The sequence below is a fragment of the Wenjunlia vitaminophila DSM 41686 genome (assembly GCF_000380165.1).
GTDB classification, from domain to species: domain Bacteria; phylum Actinomycetota; class Actinomycetes; order Streptomycetales; family Streptomycetaceae; genus Wenjunlia; species Wenjunlia vitaminophila.
The window spans coordinates 45,290-61,991 of the sequence record NZ_KB904663.1; the positions used below are offsets into that span (position 1 = coordinate 45,290).

The window sequence follows — 16,702 nt, forward strand, 5'->3', positions numbered from 1 at the left end:
TATGACCACCACTGTTGAGACGGCCACGGCGACGGGCCGCGTCGCCCGGGTCATCGGCCCGGTCGTCGACGTGGAGTTCCCCGTCGACGCGATGCCGGACATCTACAACGCGCTGCACGTCGAGGTCGACGACCCGGCGGAGCAGGGCGCCAAGAAGACGCTGACCCTGGAGGTCGCCCAGCACCTGGGCGACGGCCTGGTCCGCACGATCTCCATGCAGCCCACCGACGGCCTGGTCCGTTCGGCGCCGGTGAGCGACACCGGTGCGGCCATCTCGGTGCCGGTCGGCGACGTCACCAAGGGCAAGGTGTTCAACTGCCTGGGTGAGGTCCTGAACGTGGACCGGGCCTCGCTGAAGGTCGAGGAGCGCTGGCCGATCCACCGCAAGGCCCCGGCGTTCGACCAGCTCGAGTCGAAGACCGAGATGTTCGAGACCGGCCTGAAGGTCATCGACCTGCTCACCCCGTACGTCCGCGGCGGGAAGATCGGCCTCTTCGGCGGCGCCGGTGTGGGCAAGACCGTGCTCATCCAAGAGATGATCATGCGTGTCGCCAACCTGCACGAGGGTGTGTCGGTGTTCGCCGGTGTCGGTGAGCGCACGCGTGAGGGCAACGACCTCATCGACGAGATGACCGAGTCCGGCGTGCTCGAGAAGACCGCGCTGGTCTTCGGGCAGATGGACGAGCCCCCGGGCACCCGGCTCCGGGTCGCGCTGACCGCGCTGACGATGGCGGAGTACTTCCGCGATGTGCAGAAGCAGGACGTGCTGCTGTTCATCGACAACATCTTCCGCTTCACCCAGGCCGGCTCCGAGGTGTCCACGCTCCTCGGCCGGATGCCCTCCGCGGTGGGCTACCAGCCGAACCTCGCGGACGAGATGGGCATCCTGCAGGAGCGCATCACCTCCACCCGTGGCCACTCGATCACCTCCATGCAGGCGATCTACGTCCCGGCGGACGACCTGACCGACCCCGCGCCGGCCACCACCTTCGCCCATCTGGACGCCACCACGGTGCTCTCCCGGCCCATCTCCGAGAAGGGCATCTACCCGGCGGTGGACCCGCTGGACTCCACGTCCCGCATCCTGGACCCGCGGTTCATCACCCAGGAGCACTACGACACGGCGACCCGGGTCAAGGGAATCCTGCAGAAGTACAAGGACCTCCAGGACATCATCGCGATCCTCGGCATCGACGAGCTGAGCGAGGAGGACAAGCTCACCGTCCGCCGGGCCCGTCGGATCGAGCGCTTCCTGTCGCAGAACACCCACGCGGCGAAGCAGTTCACCGGCATCGACGGGTCGGACGTCCCGCTGGACGAGTCCATCGCCGCGTTCAACGCCATCGCCGACGGGAAGTACGACCACTTCCCCGAGCAGGCGTTCTTCATGTGTGGTGGCATCGACGACCTGGAGCGCAACGCGCGGGAGCTGGGAGTCTCCTGAGCCCCCGGCTCGGGGTGGGGGGCGGGCCCGGGCCCGCCCCCCACCCGCACTCCCGTTATTCTTTGACCCGACACCGGTCGTACCCGGCCGGTGCTGAACCAAGGAGCCGTTGTGGCTGAGCTGCACGTCGAGCTGGTCGCCGCCGACCGCAAGGTCTGGTCCGGAGAGGCCACCATCGTCGTCGCGCGCACCTCGTCCGGTGACATCGGTATCATGCCGGGTCACCAGCCGCTGCTCGGCGTGCTGGAGTCCGGCCCGGTGACGATCCGCGGCGTGGACGGTGGGACGGTCGTCGCCGCCGTGCACGGCGGCTTCCTGTCGTTCGCGGACGACAACCTGTCGATCCTCGCCGAGATCGCCGAACTGGCGGACGAGATCGACATCGAGCGTGCGGAGCGCGCACTGGGACGGGCCAAGTCGGAGACGGACGCCGCAGCCGAGCGGCGGGCCGAGGTACGACTGCGGGCCGCCGCGGGCGCGTCACGCTGACCGACCGTCGGGCCACCGGCCCGACGGTCGGCACCAGCAGTACGCGAACGGGGCGCCCACCGGGTGGCCAGGGCACAACGGACCGTACTCGGCAGGTCACATGTAGGGCAGGTGGGGCACGGCGTCTCGAGCGAGGAGGTCGGTGGGCGTGATCCTCGCGTTGGAGGTGCTCGGTGTCGTGGTGGCCGTCGCCCTGCTCGGACTGTTCGCCTTCGGGCTGCGCCGCCGGCTGATCCAACGCTCCGGGGGCACCTTCGACTGTTCCCTGCGGCTGCGGATGCCCGCCGACGCCGAGGCCCAGGCCCCCGCGCTGCCCGGCGACGCCGGTGACGTCCTGGGCGAGACCGTCGAGCCCAGTGGCAAGGGATGGGTCTTCGGGGTCGCCAGGTACAGCGGCGACCGGGTGGAGTGGTTCCGGGTCTTCAGCTACGCGCCGCGTCCCCGCCGGGCGCTGGAACGCGCCGAGATCGAGGTGCTGCGCCGCCGCACCCCGCGCGGGCAGGAGGAGCTGGCGCTGCTCTCCGGCGCCGTGGTGCTCACCTGCCGCCACCGGGGCGCCCTGCTGGAACTGGCGATGAGCGAGGACGCCCTCACGGGCTTCCTGGCCTGGCTGGAGGCCGCCCCGCCGGGCCAGCGGGTGAACGTCGCCTGATCACCCGGGCCCGGGGCGAGGTCACCGGGTGAGGCCGAGCTCCTGGGCGAGCACCGCGGCCTGCACCCGACTGCGCAGGCCCAGCTTCCCCAGTATCCGGCTGACATGGGTCTTGGTGGTGGTTTCCGCCATGGCCAGCCGCTCGGCGATCTCCTGGTTGGACAGCCCCTCGCCGATGCGGACGAGCACCTCCAACTCCCGTCGGGTCAGCTCCCGCACGGCGTCCGGCGTGGCCGCCACGGCCGGTTTCCCCCGGGCGAACTCGGAGATCAGCCTCCGGGTCACCGCGGGCGAGACCATGCCCTCACCGGCCGCCACCAGCCGCACCCCTTCCAGCAGCCGTTCCGCCTCGGTGTCCTTGAGCAGGAACCCGGCGGCGCCCGCGCGCAACGCCCCGAAGACGTACTCGTCGAGGTCGAAGGTGGTCAGCACCAGGACGTCCGCCAGCCCCTCCGCGACGACGGCGCGGGTGGCCGCGACCCCGTCGAGGCGCGGCATCTGCACGTCCATCAGCACCACGTCGGGCCGCAGCTCACGGGCGAGCCGCACCGCCTCCACCCCGTCCACCGCCTCGCCGACCACGGTGATGTCCGGAGCGGACCGCAGGATCAGTACCAGGCCGGCCCGAACGGCGTTCTGGTCCTCGGCGACGACGACGCGGATGGTCACGGTGACGGTGCTCCCTGGGTTCAGTTGGTGGCCGGGGTGCCGACCGGCTCGGAGTGCAGCGGGAGCTCGGCGCGGACCCGCCACACCGGCCCGGGGCGCGGCTCGCCGTCGGGCCCCTCCACCGGGCCGTGCGAGGGACCGGCCAGGAGGGTTCCCTCGAGCAGCGCGGCCCGCTCGGCCATGCCGATCAGGCCAGCCCCCGCGCCGGGGACGCGCGGCCCCGGCCGGGCGCGGAACGGGCTGTCCACGGTGATGGCCAGCCGCTGCCTGCACTGCTCGAGGGTGATGTCCACGGCGCCAGGGGCGGCGTGCTTCAGGGCGTTGGTCACGGACTCCTGGACGATGCGGTACGCGGCCAGCTCCACCGGCGTGGGCACGGCCTGGGCCCGCGGCCTGCGGTCGTGGAGGCTGAACGTCAGCCCGCTGGCCGTTCCCGCCACACCGGCCGGCTCGAGCAGCGAGTCGAGGGCGTCGAGCCGGGAAACCGGCGCCGGCTGCTCGTCGGCGCTCGCGGTGCGCAGCAGCCCGATCAGCCTGCGCATCTCGGCCAGACCGGCGACGCTGCTCTCCCGGATGGTTCCGAGCGCCTGCTGGGCGGCCTCCGGGTCGTTCCGGGCCACCGACAGCGCGGCGCTGGAGTGGATGGCGATGGCGGACAGGTGGTTGGCCACCATGTCGTGGAGCTCCCGGGCCATCCTGGCCCGTTCGGCGTGGACCGCGCCGCGCCGGTCCAGCTCGGCGAGGAGGGCGGTCTGCTCGGCCCTGAGCCGTTCCGTCTCGGCGGTCTCCCGGTGGGCGCGCATCCCCGCGCCGGTCCACGCCGGGGCCAGGACCACCAGGCCGACGACCGCGCCGACCAGCAGCGTGTCCACGTCCCGGGTGACCGCCAGGGGCACCACGGTGGCGAGGACGGTGAGTGCGACGCAGACCAGGGGGATGCGGCGGGCCCGGGCGGGCGTGCCGTAGTAGACCGCCGCGTACACCACGTCGGTGAACATCAGGACGGTGGCGAGCAGCGAGCCGGCCGCCTGGTCGAGGGCGAGGGCGACCGTCGCCACCGGCAGCGCCACCGCGGGCGCGGTCCTGCGCAGCAGCTCCGCGCCGGTCATCACCGCCAGCGGCACCAGCGTCAGGGCGCCGGGCACGGCCAGGGGCACCGGGCAGTCGCTGGTGGCCAGCCCGAGGGACCACAGGACCAGCCCGCTGAGCAGTCCGGCAGCGGCAATGACCACATCGTGTCGGTGGGGTCGAGGCGTCCGCCCGAGCAGTCGCATCGTGTGTCTTCCGTTCGTCGGGTCGCCCCATCACACCATCGATGGGCCGATCTGTCGTCGCCACGGGGGAGGGCGGGCCGGGGCTCGTCGTACATCGAACGATGCAGTGCGGAATCACCACCGCCGACGAGGCGGTCCCCGGGGTGGCCCGGGGAGACTCGGCAGGCGGGAGGAGGAGCTGTGCTGACGTTGGTTGTCGCCTGCGAGGTCGGGTTCTGGGTGCTGCTGTTGCTCGGCCTGGCCCTGCGCTACGCGCTGGGGCTGCGCAGGACGAGCACGGTGGTGCTCGCGGGGGTGCCGCTGGTGGACGTCGTGCTGCTGGTGGCAGCCGTGATCGACCTGCGCGACGGGGGAGCGGCGAGCTCCTCGCACGGGCTGGCCGCGGTGTACCTCGGGTTCTCGGTGGGGTACGGCCACTGGACGATCAGCCGGGTGGACGCCTGGGCCGCGCACCGTCTCTCCGGGGGGCCCAAGCCGGCGCGACCGCCGAGGTACGGCCGGGCCAGGTCCCGGTACGAGTGGGCGCTGTGGCTGCGCACGCTGGTCGCCGCGGCGGTGGCGGGGGCGCTGCTCCAACTCGCCGTGTGGATGGTGGACGACCCGCGGCGGACGGAACCGCTGACCTGGTGGCAGGACAGGATGGTCGCGGTGACCGTGATCCACCTGCTGATCGCGGGCAGCTACTCCGTGTGGCCCAAGCCGGAGCCGGAACGTCCGGAAGGCTCAGGGAGGGCTCCCGGGACGGGCGCGGACTGACCGGCGGTGGGCGGCCCGGGTCGGCAGGGTGTCAGCGGTTCTCGCCGGGCACCCACAGCACGTCGCCGCGCTCCTTGTTCGCCGTCCTGGCCAGGATGAACAGCAGGTCCGAGAGCCGGTTGAGGTAGGTGGCGGTCAGCGGGTTCATGGTGTCCGCGTGGACCTCCAGGGCCGCCCAGGTCGAACGTTCGGCGCGGCGCACCACCGTGCACGCCTGGTGCAGCAGGGCCGCACCGGGGGTGCCGCCGGGCAGGATGAAGCTGCGCAGCTTGTCCAGGTCGGCCAGGAAGCGGTCACACTCGGCCTCGAGCCGGTCCACGTAGCCCTGCCCGACCCGCAGCGGCGGGTACTCGGGGTTCTCCTGGACCGGGGTGGCCAGGTCGGCCCCCACGTCGAACAGGTCGTTCTGCACCCGGGTGAGCACGGTCACCAGGGGCTCGGACAGCCCGCCGAGGGCGAGTGCCACGCCGATCGCGGCGTTGGCCTCGTTCGCGTCCGCGTACGCGGAGATCCGCAGGTCGGTCTTGGCCGTGCGGCTCATGTCGCCGAGCGCCGTCGTGCCGTCGTCACCGGTCCTGGTGTAGATGCGCGTGAGGTTGACCATGGGGTGAGCCTAGCGAGCGGGGTACGGCAAGTGGGTGACACCGCACCGGGGGTTTGCGGCAAACCACACATAAGATTCTCAGATGGAACGGTTCCGAGTGCAGGGCGGGGCGCGCCTCGCCGGAAGCGTGACGGTCCCGGGAGCGAAGAACAGCGCGCTGAAGCTGATGGCCGCCACGCTGCTCGCTGAGGGCACCAGTCGCCTCGGCAACGTCCCCCGCATCCTGGACGTCGAGATCATGGCCGATCTGCTCCATGACCTCGGAGCGGTGGTGGACGTCGAGTGGACGGGCGAGGGTGGCCACTGCGGCACGGCGTGGATCACCAGCCCACAGCGGCCGGGGCACGAGGTGGACGAGCGCCTGGCCCGGCGGATGCGGGCGTCGATCAGTCTGCTCGGGCCGTTGCTGGCCCGGTGCGGGCAGGTCAGGATCGCCTTGCCGGGCGGGGACGCGATCGGGGCCCGCGGGTTGGACATGCACGTCCACGGGCTGTTGCGGCTCGGCGCCGAGGTGGAGATGGACCAGGGGTTCCTGGTGGCCCGGGCCCCGGACGGGCTGCGGGGCCGGCCGGTGGCGCTGGCGTTCCCCAGCGTGGGGGCGACCGAGACGCTGCTGATGGCGTCGGCGACCGCCCGCGGGGCCACGGTGATCGAGAACGCCGCGCGGGAGCCGGAGATCGTTGACCTGTGCACCATGCTCGAGGAGATGGGAGCGAAGATCGGCGGGGCGGGCTCTCCGACGATCGAGGTGCAGGGGGTGGAGCGGCTCTCCTCGGTGGTGTACGAGACGGTGCCGGACCGGATCGTTGCCGGCACCTACGCCGTCGGGGCGGCGATGACCTGCGGCGACGTGACCATCAGGCGGGCCAGGACGGACCACCTGCAGATCGTCCTGGACAAGCTGGCAGAGACGGGCGCGTCGGTGGTGCGGACGCCGGACGGCTTCCGGGTGCGGATGGACCGGCGCCCGTCGGCGGTGGACGTGGCGACGCTGCCCTACCCGGGGTTCGCGACCGACCTGCAACCGCAGTTCGCGGCGCTCAACGCGATCGCTGAGGGATCAGCAATGATTACCGAGAACGTGTTCGAGGCCCGCTTCCTCTTCCTCCACGAGCTCACCCAGATGGGTGCGCGGATCGAGATGGACGGACACCACGCGGTGGTCCGCGGGGTGGAGCGGCTCACCGGTGCCGCCGTGCGGGCCAGCGACGTGCGGGCCGGGGCCGGTCTGCTGTTGGCGGGTCTGGTCGCGGAGGGGGAGACCACGGTGAGCGAGATCCACCACATCGACCGGGGCTACGCGGGGCTGCTCGAGCACTTCCGTGCCCTGGGGGCGAGCATCCACCGCGTCCCCCGCTGACCGTCCCTCCCCGCCCTGGGCAGTGCGATGTGACGCACACCTCGTCCGGGTGCCACGGACAGTGAACGACCGTTAAGGTCAGCGCCCAGGGATAGTGAGAGGGGACATGTCAGTGGCGAAGAAGCTTGCCGTCATCGGCGCCGGCCTCATGGGAGCCGGCATCGCGCAGGTCTCGGCTCAGGCCGGGTACGACGTGGTGCTCCGTGACGTCACCGAGGAAGCGCTCGGCCGGGCCAAGGACGGCATCTCGGCGAGTTACGCGAAGTTCGTGGCCAAGGGGAAGCTGACGGAGGCGGACGCCGACGCCGCTCTGGCCAGGATCACCACCACCACGGAGCTGGACGCGGCGGCGGACGCCGAGATCGTGGTCGAGGCGGTGTTCGAGAAGATCGAGATCAAGCAACAGCTCTTCCGCGACCTCGACGGGCTGGTCAGGGACGACGCGGTGCTCGCCTCCAACACCTCGGCCATCCCGATCACCAAGATCGCCGCGGTGACCAAGCGCCCGGAACGGGTGGTGGGCACGCACTTCTTCTCGCCCGTTCCGCTGATGCAGCTCTGCGAGCTGGTGCGCGGCTACAAGACCGACGACGCCACGCTCGCCGCCGCCAGGACCTTCGCCGAGGAGGTGGGCAAGACGGTGATCGTGGTCAACCGGGACGTGGCCGGCTTCGTCACCACGCGACTGATCTCCGCGCTGGTGGTGGAGGCCACCAAGCTGTACGAGTCGGGGGTGGCCACCGCCGAGGACATCGACACCGCCTGCCGGCTGGGCTTCGGGCACACGATGGGCCCGCTGGCGACCGCGGACCTGACCGGGATCGACATCCTGACGCACGCCACCGGCAACATCTACACCGAGACCCAGGACGAGAAGTTCGCCCCGCCCGAGCTGATGCGGCGGATGGTGGACGCCGGCGACATCGGCCGGAAGAGCGGCCGGGGCTTCTACAACTACTGAGCCGTCCGGTCCGCGGCGCCGCCCCGGCCTCCGGCCGCCCCCGGTCCCGATCCCGGCGAGCGGTCACCGGCCTCGTCCAACTGGCGTTCGGTGGTACCTCCCGGCGGCGCCGTCCGGCGTTACGTCTACCATCTGACGTCACGTGGACCACGTGGTCGGACCGCCGGTCCGGAGGGCCGGCGGGCCAGGACGGCCGGCCGGGGCCCGGGGGCGGCGGGGAACGGCGGCGCCCCGGACCGACACGAGGGCCGGCGTGGCGGCGCCGGCACGGGAAGGTCGGCGTGGTGAGGTTCATTCGGACCATGAGCGGCGGATTGTCGGGGAACACCGTCTCACCCCGAAGAGGCTCACTCGTTCGAGTGAATTTCTGACTGTTCTTGAACGGTTGACAGCGACCACATGTGCTTTCGACCGAGAGGAATGAACTCTCACCACCGATCACACCGTTTTCGACCGTGGGACGCCGGCCGGTCGGCGTCCCACCGCAGGACATCGACCGCAGGGGTCCGGCAGCACGCATTCGGCAGCACACCCAGGAGCGCATCATGCACATCAGGGGCGACCACGCCGTGCTCACCGTCGGGGGCCGCCTCGACGTACGAAGCGCCGCGGACGCCCGGACGATTCTGCACACCGCGGTGGACGCGGGTGACGGAGACCTGGTTCTCGACCTCACCGAGCTGGACTCCTGGGACGCCTCCGGGCTCGGAGTGATCATGGGCGTGCACCGGAGGGCCGGTCGGTGCGACCGCAGACTGGTGCTGCGCGGGGTGCCGCCCCAGATGCAGCGGCTGCTGGTGGCCACCCGACTCCACCGGATCCTGGCCATCGAGGGCGGCCTGGCGATCGACGGGGTCTCCGACGCCAGGGAGGCGTCCACCGCCCCGGCGCCCCCGTCGGGCGACGGCTGAACCCCGTCCGGAGAATCCCACCAGGCCCCTGCGCCACTCGAACTGACCATCGTCCGGACGGAGTAGAGTGCGCCCCTGAGCGAGTCGCCGTGCGCCAGGGGCGGAGCAGCGGACCCACCGGGAGGCGGGAGCGAAACGTCGGGCCGCGGAGCCTGCGGCGGGGCGCCCGCACCGCCGCAGTCAGGGAGTGGAGCCATGAACCCACGTTCCGGTAAGTCCGCGGAGCCCGAAGAGGCACGGAACGGGCCCGACGAGGCGCCGGCACGCCGACCGGCCGAGGGCCCGTCACGGGCACTGCCCGCGCGTCCCGCCCCGGCCGGTGCCCTGCCCGCCGGCCCGTCGCTCCCCGCCCGGGGCGTCTCCGGCACGGTGGTCCCCAGCCGCACAGAACGCCACTCCCCGGTCATCGCCGGGGAACTGGTGCTCACCCTGGGGTCACCGGACGGCACCGAGGTCGAGCCCTGCCCACCGGACGCGCTGCCGGTACCGCACCGACTCGGTCCCGAAGAACGCGCCAGCGCGCGGCGTACGGAACCGGGCCCGCCGCCGGTCGGCAGCCAGCCGGTGGAGGAACTGCCGCTGCTGGAACGGGAAGGCGACCGCGACCGCCTGGTCCGGCTGCTGGCCGGAGGCCGCTGCGTCCGACTCACCGCCCGCCCCGGGGCGGGCGGCAGCGCCCTGCTGCGCGCGGTCGCCGACGGCTGCGCCGACGTGGCGGCCCCGGACGGGGTCGTTCGGCTCTCCGCCTACCGACGCACCCTCACCGACGTGCTCCACGCGCTGTTCCACGCCGTGTACCGGGCCCCCCGGTACCGGCCGGACCGGGACCGACTGCTCGAACTGCTCCGCGGGGTCGGTGCCGTGGTGCTGGTGGACGACGCGGACCTCTCCGGGCAGGCGCTGGAGGAACTGGCCGCCGCCGCCCCCGAGTGCGCGTTCCTCGTGGTCGCGCCGCCGGACGCGCCCCCGCTCGCACCCGACTCGGCGTTCCAGGACGTGCGGCTGTCCGGGCTGAGCCAGGACGCCTGCGAGGAGTTGCTCAGCCGGGCGGTGCGCCGCCCGTTGGCGGAGGACGAACGGTCCTGGGCCGCCGACCTGTGGTTCGAGTCCGAGGGGATGCCCCTGCGGTTCGTGCAGGCCGGCGCGCTGCTGCGGCAGCGTGACGCCCAGTGCGCCGAGTTGGCCTCGCGACTGCGGGCCGCCGACCGCAACCCGTTCGACCCGCAGGAGGCCAACGAGGACGACGCACTGCTGGACGACGCCGAGGACCGCACCTCGCAGCCGCAGGTGCCGTTGCCGACGTTCGCGCAGAGCGCCGCCCCGGCGAGCCGGCTCGCCGCCGACGTGAGCGAGGCGGCCCGGGAGACCCTGCGGTTCGCCGTCGCGCTCGGCGGCCAGTGCCCCAACCCCGCGCACCTGCCGGCCCTGGTCGGCGACGCCCTGGGGGACTCGGCGCTGGCCGAGCTGGTCAGCCGTGGGCTGGCCGTTCCGGTGGCCACCCACCACCGGCTCGCCCCCGGGGTCCGCACCCAACTGGAGGACCTGCCCGGACGGCCCGCCGGGTACGCCAGGTCCGCCGCCCACTACTACGCCTGGTGGGCCGCCCACCCCTCGGTGACCGTGGACAGGGTCGACGCCGAGGCGGAGGTCCTGCTCGCGACCATGGCGAGTTGCCGGGACCACGGCGAGCACGAGGCCACGGTACGGCTGGCGCTCGCCGCGGCCCCGGCGTTCGCCGCCTCGTTGCGGTGGGGCGCCTGGGAACGGGCGCTGCGTCTCGGCCAGGAGGCGGCCCGGCAGGCCGGCGACGTCGCCGCGGAGGCGTACTGCCACCACGAGTTGGGCGTGCTGGCGCTGTGCACCGGCAGTGTCCAGCGGGCGCGCGCCGAACTGGAGGCGTCCATCGCGCTGCGCGGGGCGCTGGGCGACCAGGAGGGGACCGCGGCGGGCCGCCGCGTCCTGGGGCTGGTTCCCCGGTCCCCCCGGGGCCGGGACGCGGAGGCGCTCACCGCCCCGCTGCCCCGGACCCGGGCCGCCGCGACGATCCGGAGACCGGCCGTGGGCGCTGCGCGCGGTGCCGCCCGGTCAGGTCCCGGGGGTGCCCAGAGCCGGGCCGGGCGGCGCCCGTGGGACCGGCTGCGTGCGGCGGGCCGTGCCCGGTCGCGCCGGAACCTGGCAGTGGCCGGGGCGGGCGCGCTGCTCGCCGTGGTGTTGGGTGCGGTGGTCGGCCTCACCGGCGCCTCGGAGGACGGGGGAGGGCCCCGCACCCCGCTGAACGTGGGCCCGGTGGACACCGCGCAGGACCGGGACCCGGGCAGCCCGACCCCGAAGGACTCCGCGCCGGCGGTGGCCACGCCCGAGGCCGGCGCGCCGCCGACCGGCGCGACCACCCCGGGGCAGCGGACGGACCCCGAGCCGCAGCGGCGGTCGTGGCCCTCGTCCTCGCCGTCACCGTCCACCCCGCCGCGCGGGGACCGACCCCCCGCCGCCACCTCGCCCTCCGGGTCACCGAGCGCCAGCGCGTCGGCCAGCCGACCCGGCGGCGGTCAGACATCGCCCTCGACCACTACCAGCCCCTCGCCGAGCACCAGCCCGTCCCCGGGCGACGGCTCACCCTCCCCGAGCCCCAGCGACAGCGCGTCCGAGTCCGAGCCGCCCCCGGACTCCCCGCTGGCGGGGGACCCCGACAGCGGGTCCCAGGAGAGCGGCGAGCCGGTGTCCCGGTAGGCACGTCCCGGGTCCGGTTCGTGTACCGGGCAGCGAGTCGCGGCGCGACCGGGGCGACGGAACGCGCATCGACGCGGCGCCGCCCCCTCCAGCAGACTGTTCACCGCGGCCCCGGCGAACCCGGCACCCACGGCGCAGGCGCCCGCGCGAGGGCAGCCATGCCGTCCGACGACCCGAGGGACACCCGTGAACCCCGTACCCGCCCCGCTCCTCCTCACCGGCCACGACCTGGTGCTGCGGGAGTGGTCCGACGAGGACCTCGCCGTGATGAGCGAGCTCTTCGACGACCCCGACATCGCGCACTGGACGCCGCTGGAGTCCCCCTTCGACCTGACCGCGGCCCGCAGGTACCTGGACCGGGCCAGGCAGGCGCGGCGCGACGGCGAACGCATCCAACTGGCGATCACCACGGATGGGCGGCAGGCCCTGGGCGAGGTGCTGCTCAGCCCGGTCACGGGCGTCCTCGGCTACGGCGTGGGCCCCGCCCACAGGGGACAGCGCCTGGCGACGCGGGCCCTGCGGGTCATGACCGAGTACGCCCACCAGGAGCTGGGGCTGCCCCGGCTGACGCTGAAGATAGAGGCGGACAACCACGCCAGCACGGGGGTGGCCAGGTCGGCGGGCTTCCGGCTCACCGACGCGGCACCGGAGACCGTCACCGACAAGGGCCGGGACTGCCACCTGCTGACCTGGGAGCACCGCGCGACCGCGGGTCCGGTAGGTGAGCCGACGGGTGCTGCGCCGGGCTTCCCTCGCGTGTGCGGGACGGCACGCCGTCCCGGGCCCGGGCACTGAGGACGGTGCGCACCCCGCCGCCGGGCACGGGCCCTCACATCAGTCGGTACAGGCAGTCCCCGACCCCGTACTCTGACAGTGACGAACTGGACAGAGAGGGGCGAGGCGTGTCACCTGGTGCTACCCCGGACCCGTACGCCGACCCGCTGGTGTTCGGCCAGCGCATGCAGATAGTTCCGTGTTCGTCGAGGAACGAGCCGGCCCGTGCTTGCCGGACTCCTCGCCAGATCGCCGAGTTGGGTCAAACAGGTTGAGAACGGCAGGTTGCGCGCCCCCCTTCCCATGACCTCACGTACCGAGGAGGTTCTGTGCGTTCGAGGTGTCACCGACCTGACCGGTTCAGCAATCGGTCCATCCAGGCACGGGGTTCGATCTCGGCGGGCCGCATGCCGGCGGCGTCGAGGGCGTGCAACTGCTCCGCCCGTCACCCACTCGATCCAGCGTCGCTGGTGGTGACCCCCGGCCAGGCCGCGCGCACCTCACGGCGGTAACCGCCCGGGGCCTGCCCGTACTCGCGCTTGAAGGCCTTGGCGAAGGAGTACTCGGAGCCGTAACCGGTGCGCGCGGCGACCGCGGACAGCGGGACCTCGGACCCCCGCAGGAGCCGCGCGGCGGTCGTCATGCGCCAGCGGGTCAGATACGCCATGGGCGGCTCACCGACCAGGTCGTTGAACCGGCGGGCGAAGGCCGCACGGGACAGGCCCGCGCGGGCGGCCAGCGACTCCACGGTCCACTGGGCGCCGGGCTTCTCGTGGATCGCCGCCAGGGCCGGCGCGACCGCCGCGTCACCGAGCGCGGCGGCCCAGCCCCTGGCCTGCACGGCCGGACGTTCCTCCAGCCAGGCGCGCAGGATGTACAGGAGCAGCGAGTCGATCAGCGCGGGCACGATGCCGACGGAGCCCGGCCGGGGCTGTTCCAGTTCCGTGCGCAATAGCTGGACGGCCGAGGCCAGTTCGGGATGTCGGGCGGGGCTCGCGGGCAGATGGATGATCTCCGGTAGCTGCCGTACGAGGGGGTGCGGGCGGTCCTGGTCGAGGTGGTAGTTGCCGCACAGCAGGTCTGTGCGGGGGCCCTCGCCGCCGACGGTGACCGTGCCGAGCGGTGAGCCCGGGCTGAACTGGGAGGCCTGCTCGACCTCGGCCGGGGTGTCGGGGGGGTCGGCCAGGATGTGACCGCGCCCGTCCCGCAGGAAGACCACGTCGCCCGGGCCGAGCGGGAGGGGTGGCTGATGCGCCGCTTCCTCCAGCGGGACGAGCCAGCACGTACCCGACAGCACCACGTGGAACCCCGCGCCGGCCACTGGGGGCAGCCGCAGCCCGAAGGGCACCCGTCCGGTGGTCTGGACGGACACCGGTCGGCCGGTACGCATCGAGGCCAGCACCTCGCTGAGGATGTCCAACCCCCGCCCCTCTCCGTAGCTCTCCCGATCTCTTCCGCACTCTAACCGCCCTGATCAGGCCACTGTCAGGACGACCTTGCCGCGGGTGCGGCCGGAACCGACCAGCTCATGGGCCTTCGCGGCCTGTTCGAGCGGGAGCGTCACGGAGACGTGCGGGCGGATGCGGCCGGCGTCGATCAGGGCCGCGATCGCCTCCAGGGAGGCGTAGTCCGGTTCGACCGAGACCCCGGCGAAGTGGCGGCCCTCCTGCTCGACGCGGGCGGCGAGCTCGGTGTTCCAGTGCTCCATGATGCTGACCAGGGTGCCGCCGGGCTTCAGGACGCTCAGCGCGCGCTCGCCCTCGGAACTGGAGTCGAAGACGACGTCGATGTCCTTGGCCGCTTCGGTGTAGTCGGTGGTGCGGTAGTCAATGATCTCGTCCGCCCCGAGTTCGCGTACGAACTCGTGGTTGGCGGCGCTCGTCAGGGCTGTGACGTGGGCGCCGCGCGCCTTGGCCATCTGCACCGCGAAGTGGCCGACGCCACCGGCCGCCCGGTGGATCAACACCCGCTGTCCCTCGGCGACTCGGGCCGCGTCGACCAGGCCCTGCCAGGCGGTGAGGGCGGCGAGCGGCACGGCGGCGGCCTGCACGTGGTCGAGCGTCGCGGGCTTGCGGGCCACCTGGCGCGAGGGCACTGCTACGTAGTCGGCGTAGCCGGTGGCGGCGCGCGGGAAGAACGGCATGCCGAAGACCTCGTCCCCTGGCTTGAAGCGGGCACCGGGTCCGGCTTCCTCGACGACACCGGAGATGTCCCAGCCGACACCGAACGGCGGCTGGCCGAGGAGCGGGTAGGCGCCGGAGCGCACAGCCACGTCAACCGGATTGACGCCGCTCGCGTGAACGCGGACGAGGACCTCGCCGCCGAGCGGGGCGGGCTTTTCGCTCTCGGTGAGTTCGAGGACCTCGGGGCCGCCGAAGGACCTCTGGATGACAGCACGCATGGTGAACTCCCTGTTGTGGTGGTGGTCTCGGGGCGACCGCCCCTCGTCTGCCTCCACACTAGGAAGATCGAACGAGCTGCTGAATATCCTCCAGTCTCCGGAAGATGTCCGAGCGTCCACCCGCCGGGTCGTGAGGGCCCTGGACCGTGCGGACGTACGGGCGTCCCAGACCACTGAACCACCCGGCCCCGCTGACTCGCGCTGAGCACCCGGCTTCGGGAGGTCAACCACCGCAGCAGGAGGCGGGAGGCACGGCCGTGGTGAGGCGCGGCTTGCCCGCGGCGTCATCGACCGTCTGCCGGCACGCCGTTCGGTGAGGTCTCCTTCGCGTGTGGTGATCCCTGGTCGTCGGACAGGGCCGCGAGTGCCGTGGCCCAGGGGAACGCCGCGGGGTTCCCCTGCTTCGGCGGGTGTGGCTGGTATCCGTCGGGGCCGTACAGCACCCGCACCCTTTGCTCGCGCAACGCTGCGATGCTTCGCGCCACGGCTGGTTGAGCCCCTTGTGCCTGGTTGAAGTAGGGCATGGCCGCGACCGGCACGCCCAGGTGCACTCCTTCGGACACCAGGCCGAGGGCAAGGGTGTCTGAGATCCCAGCACCCCATTTGTTCAGGCTGGAGCAGCTCAGCGGCGCGACGAGCATGGCGTCCGCCTTCGGCAGGGCATCCCTCTCCCACGGCATTCGGTACTCGGACCGCACCGGATGTCCGGTCAACGCCTCCAGGTCTCCGAGACGGTCGGCCCACCAGCGAGCAGCGGACGGCGTGAGGACCAGGCACGTGTCCCAACCGGCGGCTTGTGCCTTGCGGACGGCCGTGTCGATGTGTTCGGTCGGGCCGGCGGCACAGGCGATCAGGTAGAGGGCTCTGGTCATGCCTTGAGTCCACAGCGTTCTGCCAGAGCTAGCAACTCTCCGGTGGGCACGGCGTTACACCGAGGACATCGCGCACCAGAGCGACAGAGGTGGGTCTGCTCCGCACTTCTTCCGGTGCCATCCGCTCGGCTTCCAGCAGACACCGGGCGGCCTGAGTTCTGCGTCGTGTCAGCAGCGAGGCGCGCCAGCGCAAGGAGGTGCTCCGCCCGGCGCTCGCGGGTGAGGCCGGCGAACGCCTCGGCCTCCACCCCGCCGGCGGCGTCCATCGCGGACCAGGGCGGGAGACGGGTGCGGTGATGGGGGATGGGCGTACCGGGGTCACGTACTGGTTGGTCCGTTGTGGTGCTGCTCAGTCCTGGCCGGCCTGGCCTGTGGTGAGGGTTCTCGGTCGTGGGGACTTCGTGGCCGTTCCGCCGGTGTGGATCACCCGTGGTCCGGGGCCGCACTGGCGGGTGCCGTTCTCCGCCGAGGAGTTCCTGACCGCACCTGGTCCTCTGCGCGCCGCGCTGCGTGTCGCCGTGGAGCGGCCCCGGGGGCCGGGGGCCGACGCCCCGCGGCCTGGTCTCACCGCCGCGCAGCGTGCCTGGCGGGACGCGGTTCTGAGCACCCGGCTTCGGGAGGTCAACCACCGCAGCAGGAGGCGGGAGGCGCGGCCGTGGTGAGGCACGGCTCGCCCGCGGCGGAATCGCACATTCATATCGAACTGTCAAGAGGATGATGTTAGGCTCGCGCTGCGCTGGGGGCTGTCGGCGACGGCGTGGGGGCACAACGACGCTGTAATGCCTGGCCGTTGTGACGGCATCGGCGG

Annotated in this window: 16 protein-coding genes; 10 read left to right on the forward strand and 6 right to left on the reverse strand. The window is 72.7% G+C overall.

Annotated elements, in window-relative coordinates; translation table 11 throughout:
- Position 1: 1 nt before the first annotated feature.
- The 3 genes from atpD to A3IG_RS0111370 all read left to right on the forward strand — a co-directional run bounded on the left by atpD (position 2) and on the right by A3IG_RS0111370 (position 2,585).
- Positions 2-1,444, forward strand: a complete 1,443-nt coding sequence (gene atpD, locus A3IG_RS0111360) for a F0F1 ATP synthase subunit beta (RefSeq protein ID WP_018383687.1) — start codon at positions 2-4, stop codon at positions 1,442-1,444.
- Between the two features lie 111 nt (positions 1,445-1,555).
- Positions 1,556-1,933 (forward strand): F0F1 ATP synthase subunit epsilon, encoded by a 378-nt coding sequence (locus A3IG_RS0111365; protein ID WP_018383688.1) that lies wholly within the window; start codon positions 1,556-1,558, stop codon positions 1,931-1,933.
- 148 nt (positions 1,934-2,081) lie between these two features.
- Positions 2,082-2,585, forward strand: coding sequence for a DUF2550 domain-containing protein (locus A3IG_RS0111370; protein WP_078500319.1), 504 nt, complete (start codon positions 2,082-2,084; stop codon positions 2,583-2,585).
- A gap of 21 nt (positions 2,586-2,606) precedes the next feature.
- Here A3IG_RS0111370 and A3IG_RS0111375 read toward each other — a convergent pair whose 3' ends face one another.
- The gene (locus A3IG_RS0111375) at positions 2,607-3,254 is read right to left on the reverse strand and encodes a response regulator (protein ID WP_018383690.1); all 648 of its coding nucleotides are present in this window, start codon (positions 3,252-3,254) and stop codon (positions 2,607-2,609) included.
- 20 nt (positions 3,255-3,274) lie between these two features.
- Entirely contained in the window at positions 3,275-4,486 is a 1,212-nt protein-coding gene (locus A3IG_RS0111380) for a sensor histidine kinase (protein WP_018383691.1), read from the reverse strand.
- A gap of 222 nt (positions 4,487-4,708) precedes the next feature.
- On the opposite strand from A3IG_RS0111380, the gene A3IG_RS0111385 reads away from it, so the two are divergent.
- Entirely contained in the window at positions 4,709-5,284 is a 576-nt protein-coding gene (locus tag A3IG_RS0111385) for a hypothetical protein (RefSeq protein WP_018383692.1), read from the forward strand.
- 31 nt (positions 5,285-5,315) lie between these two features.
- Here the strand turns inward: A3IG_RS0111385 and A3IG_RS0111390 are convergent, their stop codons facing one another.
- Positions 5,316-5,888: a cob(I)yrinic acid a,c-diamide adenosyltransferase gene (locus tag A3IG_RS0111390; protein WP_018383693.1), complete on the reverse strand. Its 573-nt coding sequence runs from the start codon at positions 5,886-5,888 to the stop codon at positions 5,316-5,318.
- Positions 5,889-5,970: 82 nt separating this feature from the next.
- Between A3IG_RS0111390 and murA the strand changes: the two genes are divergently transcribed.
- The 5 genes from murA (at position 5,971) to A3IG_RS29365 (ending at position 12,642) form a co-directional block, all read left to right on the forward strand.
- Complete coding sequence (murA, locus tag A3IG_RS0111395; RefSeq protein ID WP_026220156.1) at positions 5,971-7,248, forward strand: UDP-N-acetylglucosamine 1-carboxyvinyltransferase; 1,278 nt, start codon at positions 5,971-5,973, stop codon at positions 7,246-7,248.
- 112 nt (positions 7,249-7,360) lie between these two features.
- Complete coding sequence (locus A3IG_RS0111400) at positions 7,361-8,209, forward strand: 3-hydroxyacyl-CoA dehydrogenase family protein (protein WP_026220157.1); 849 nt, start codon at positions 7,361-7,363, stop codon at positions 8,207-8,209.
- Between the two features lie 545 nt (positions 8,210-8,754).
- Positions 8,755-9,120, forward strand: coding sequence for an STAS domain-containing protein (locus tag A3IG_RS29355; protein ID WP_051087460.1), 366 nt, complete (start codon positions 8,755-8,757; stop codon positions 9,118-9,120).
- 195 nt (positions 9,121-9,315) lie between these two features.
- Positions 9,316-11,847 (forward strand): hypothetical protein, encoded by a 2,532-nt coding sequence (locus tag A3IG_RS29360; RefSeq protein ID WP_018383697.1) that lies wholly within the window; start codon positions 9,316-9,318, stop codon positions 11,845-11,847.
- 186 nt (positions 11,848-12,033) lie between these two features.
- A complete protein-coding gene (locus A3IG_RS29365; RefSeq protein ID WP_018383698.1) occupies positions 12,034-12,642 on the forward strand; it encodes a GNAT family N-acetyltransferase in 609 nt (202 codons plus the stop codon).
- A 424-nt stretch (positions 12,643-13,066) separates the two neighbouring features.
- Here A3IG_RS29365 and A3IG_RS0111420 read toward each other — a convergent pair whose 3' ends face one another.
- The 3 genes from A3IG_RS0111420 to A3IG_RS0111430 all read right to left on the reverse strand — a co-directional run bounded on the left by A3IG_RS0111420 (position 13,067) and on the right by A3IG_RS0111430 (position 15,894).
- On the reverse strand, positions 13,067-14,041 hold the full coding sequence (locus A3IG_RS0111420; RefSeq protein ID WP_018383699.1) for an AraC family transcriptional regulator: 975 nt from the start codon (positions 14,039-14,041) through the stop codon (positions 13,067-13,069).
- Between the two features lie 54 nt (positions 14,042-14,095).
- Positions 14,096-15,022 carry an NADP-dependent oxidoreductase gene (locus A3IG_RS0111425; protein WP_026220158.1) on the reverse strand — a complete coding sequence of 309 codons (927 nt, stop codon included), beginning with the start codon at positions 15,020-15,022 and terminating at the stop codon, positions 14,096-14,098.
- Between the two features lie 284 nt (positions 15,023-15,306).
- Entirely contained in the window at positions 15,307-15,894 is a 588-nt protein-coding gene (locus A3IG_RS0111430) for a flavoprotein (protein ID WP_018383701.1), read from the reverse strand.
- Between the two features lie 401 nt (positions 15,895-16,295).
- Here A3IG_RS0111430 and A3IG_RS31850 point away from each other — a divergent pair, with 401 nt between their 5' ends.
- Complete coding sequence (locus A3IG_RS31850; RefSeq protein WP_018383702.1) at positions 16,296-16,556, forward strand: hypothetical protein; 261 nt, start codon at positions 16,296-16,298, stop codon at positions 16,554-16,556.
- Positions 16,557-16,702: the final 146 nt, after the last annotated feature.

Coding starts and splice junctions, on each gene's coding strand:
- murA (WP_026220156.1), top strand. CDS start 5,971: ATGGAACGGTTCCGAGTGCAGGGCGGGGCGCGCCTCGCCGGAAGCGTG.
- A3IG_RS0111430 (WP_018383701.1), bottom strand. CDS start 15,894: ATGACCAGAGCCCTCTACCTGATCGCCTGTGCCGCCGGCCCGACCGAA.
- A3IG_RS0111390 (WP_018383693.1), bottom strand. CDS start 5,888: ATGGTCAACCTCACGCGCATCTACACCAGGACCGGTGACGACGGCACG.
- atpD (WP_018383687.1), top strand. CDS start 2: ATGACCACCACTGTTGAGACGGCCACGGCGACGGGCCGCGTCGCCCGG.
- A3IG_RS0111425 (WP_026220158.1), bottom strand. CDS start 15,022: ATGCGTGCTGTCATCCAGAGGTCCTTCGGCGGCCCCGAGGTCCTCGAA.
- A3IG_RS29355 (WP_051087460.1), top strand. CDS start 8,755: ATGCACATCAGGGGCGACCACGCCGTGCTCACCGTCGGGGGCCGCCTC.
- A3IG_RS29360 (WP_018383697.1), top strand. CDS start 9,316: ATGAACCCACGTTCCGGTAAGTCCGCGGAGCCCGAAGAGGCACGGAAC.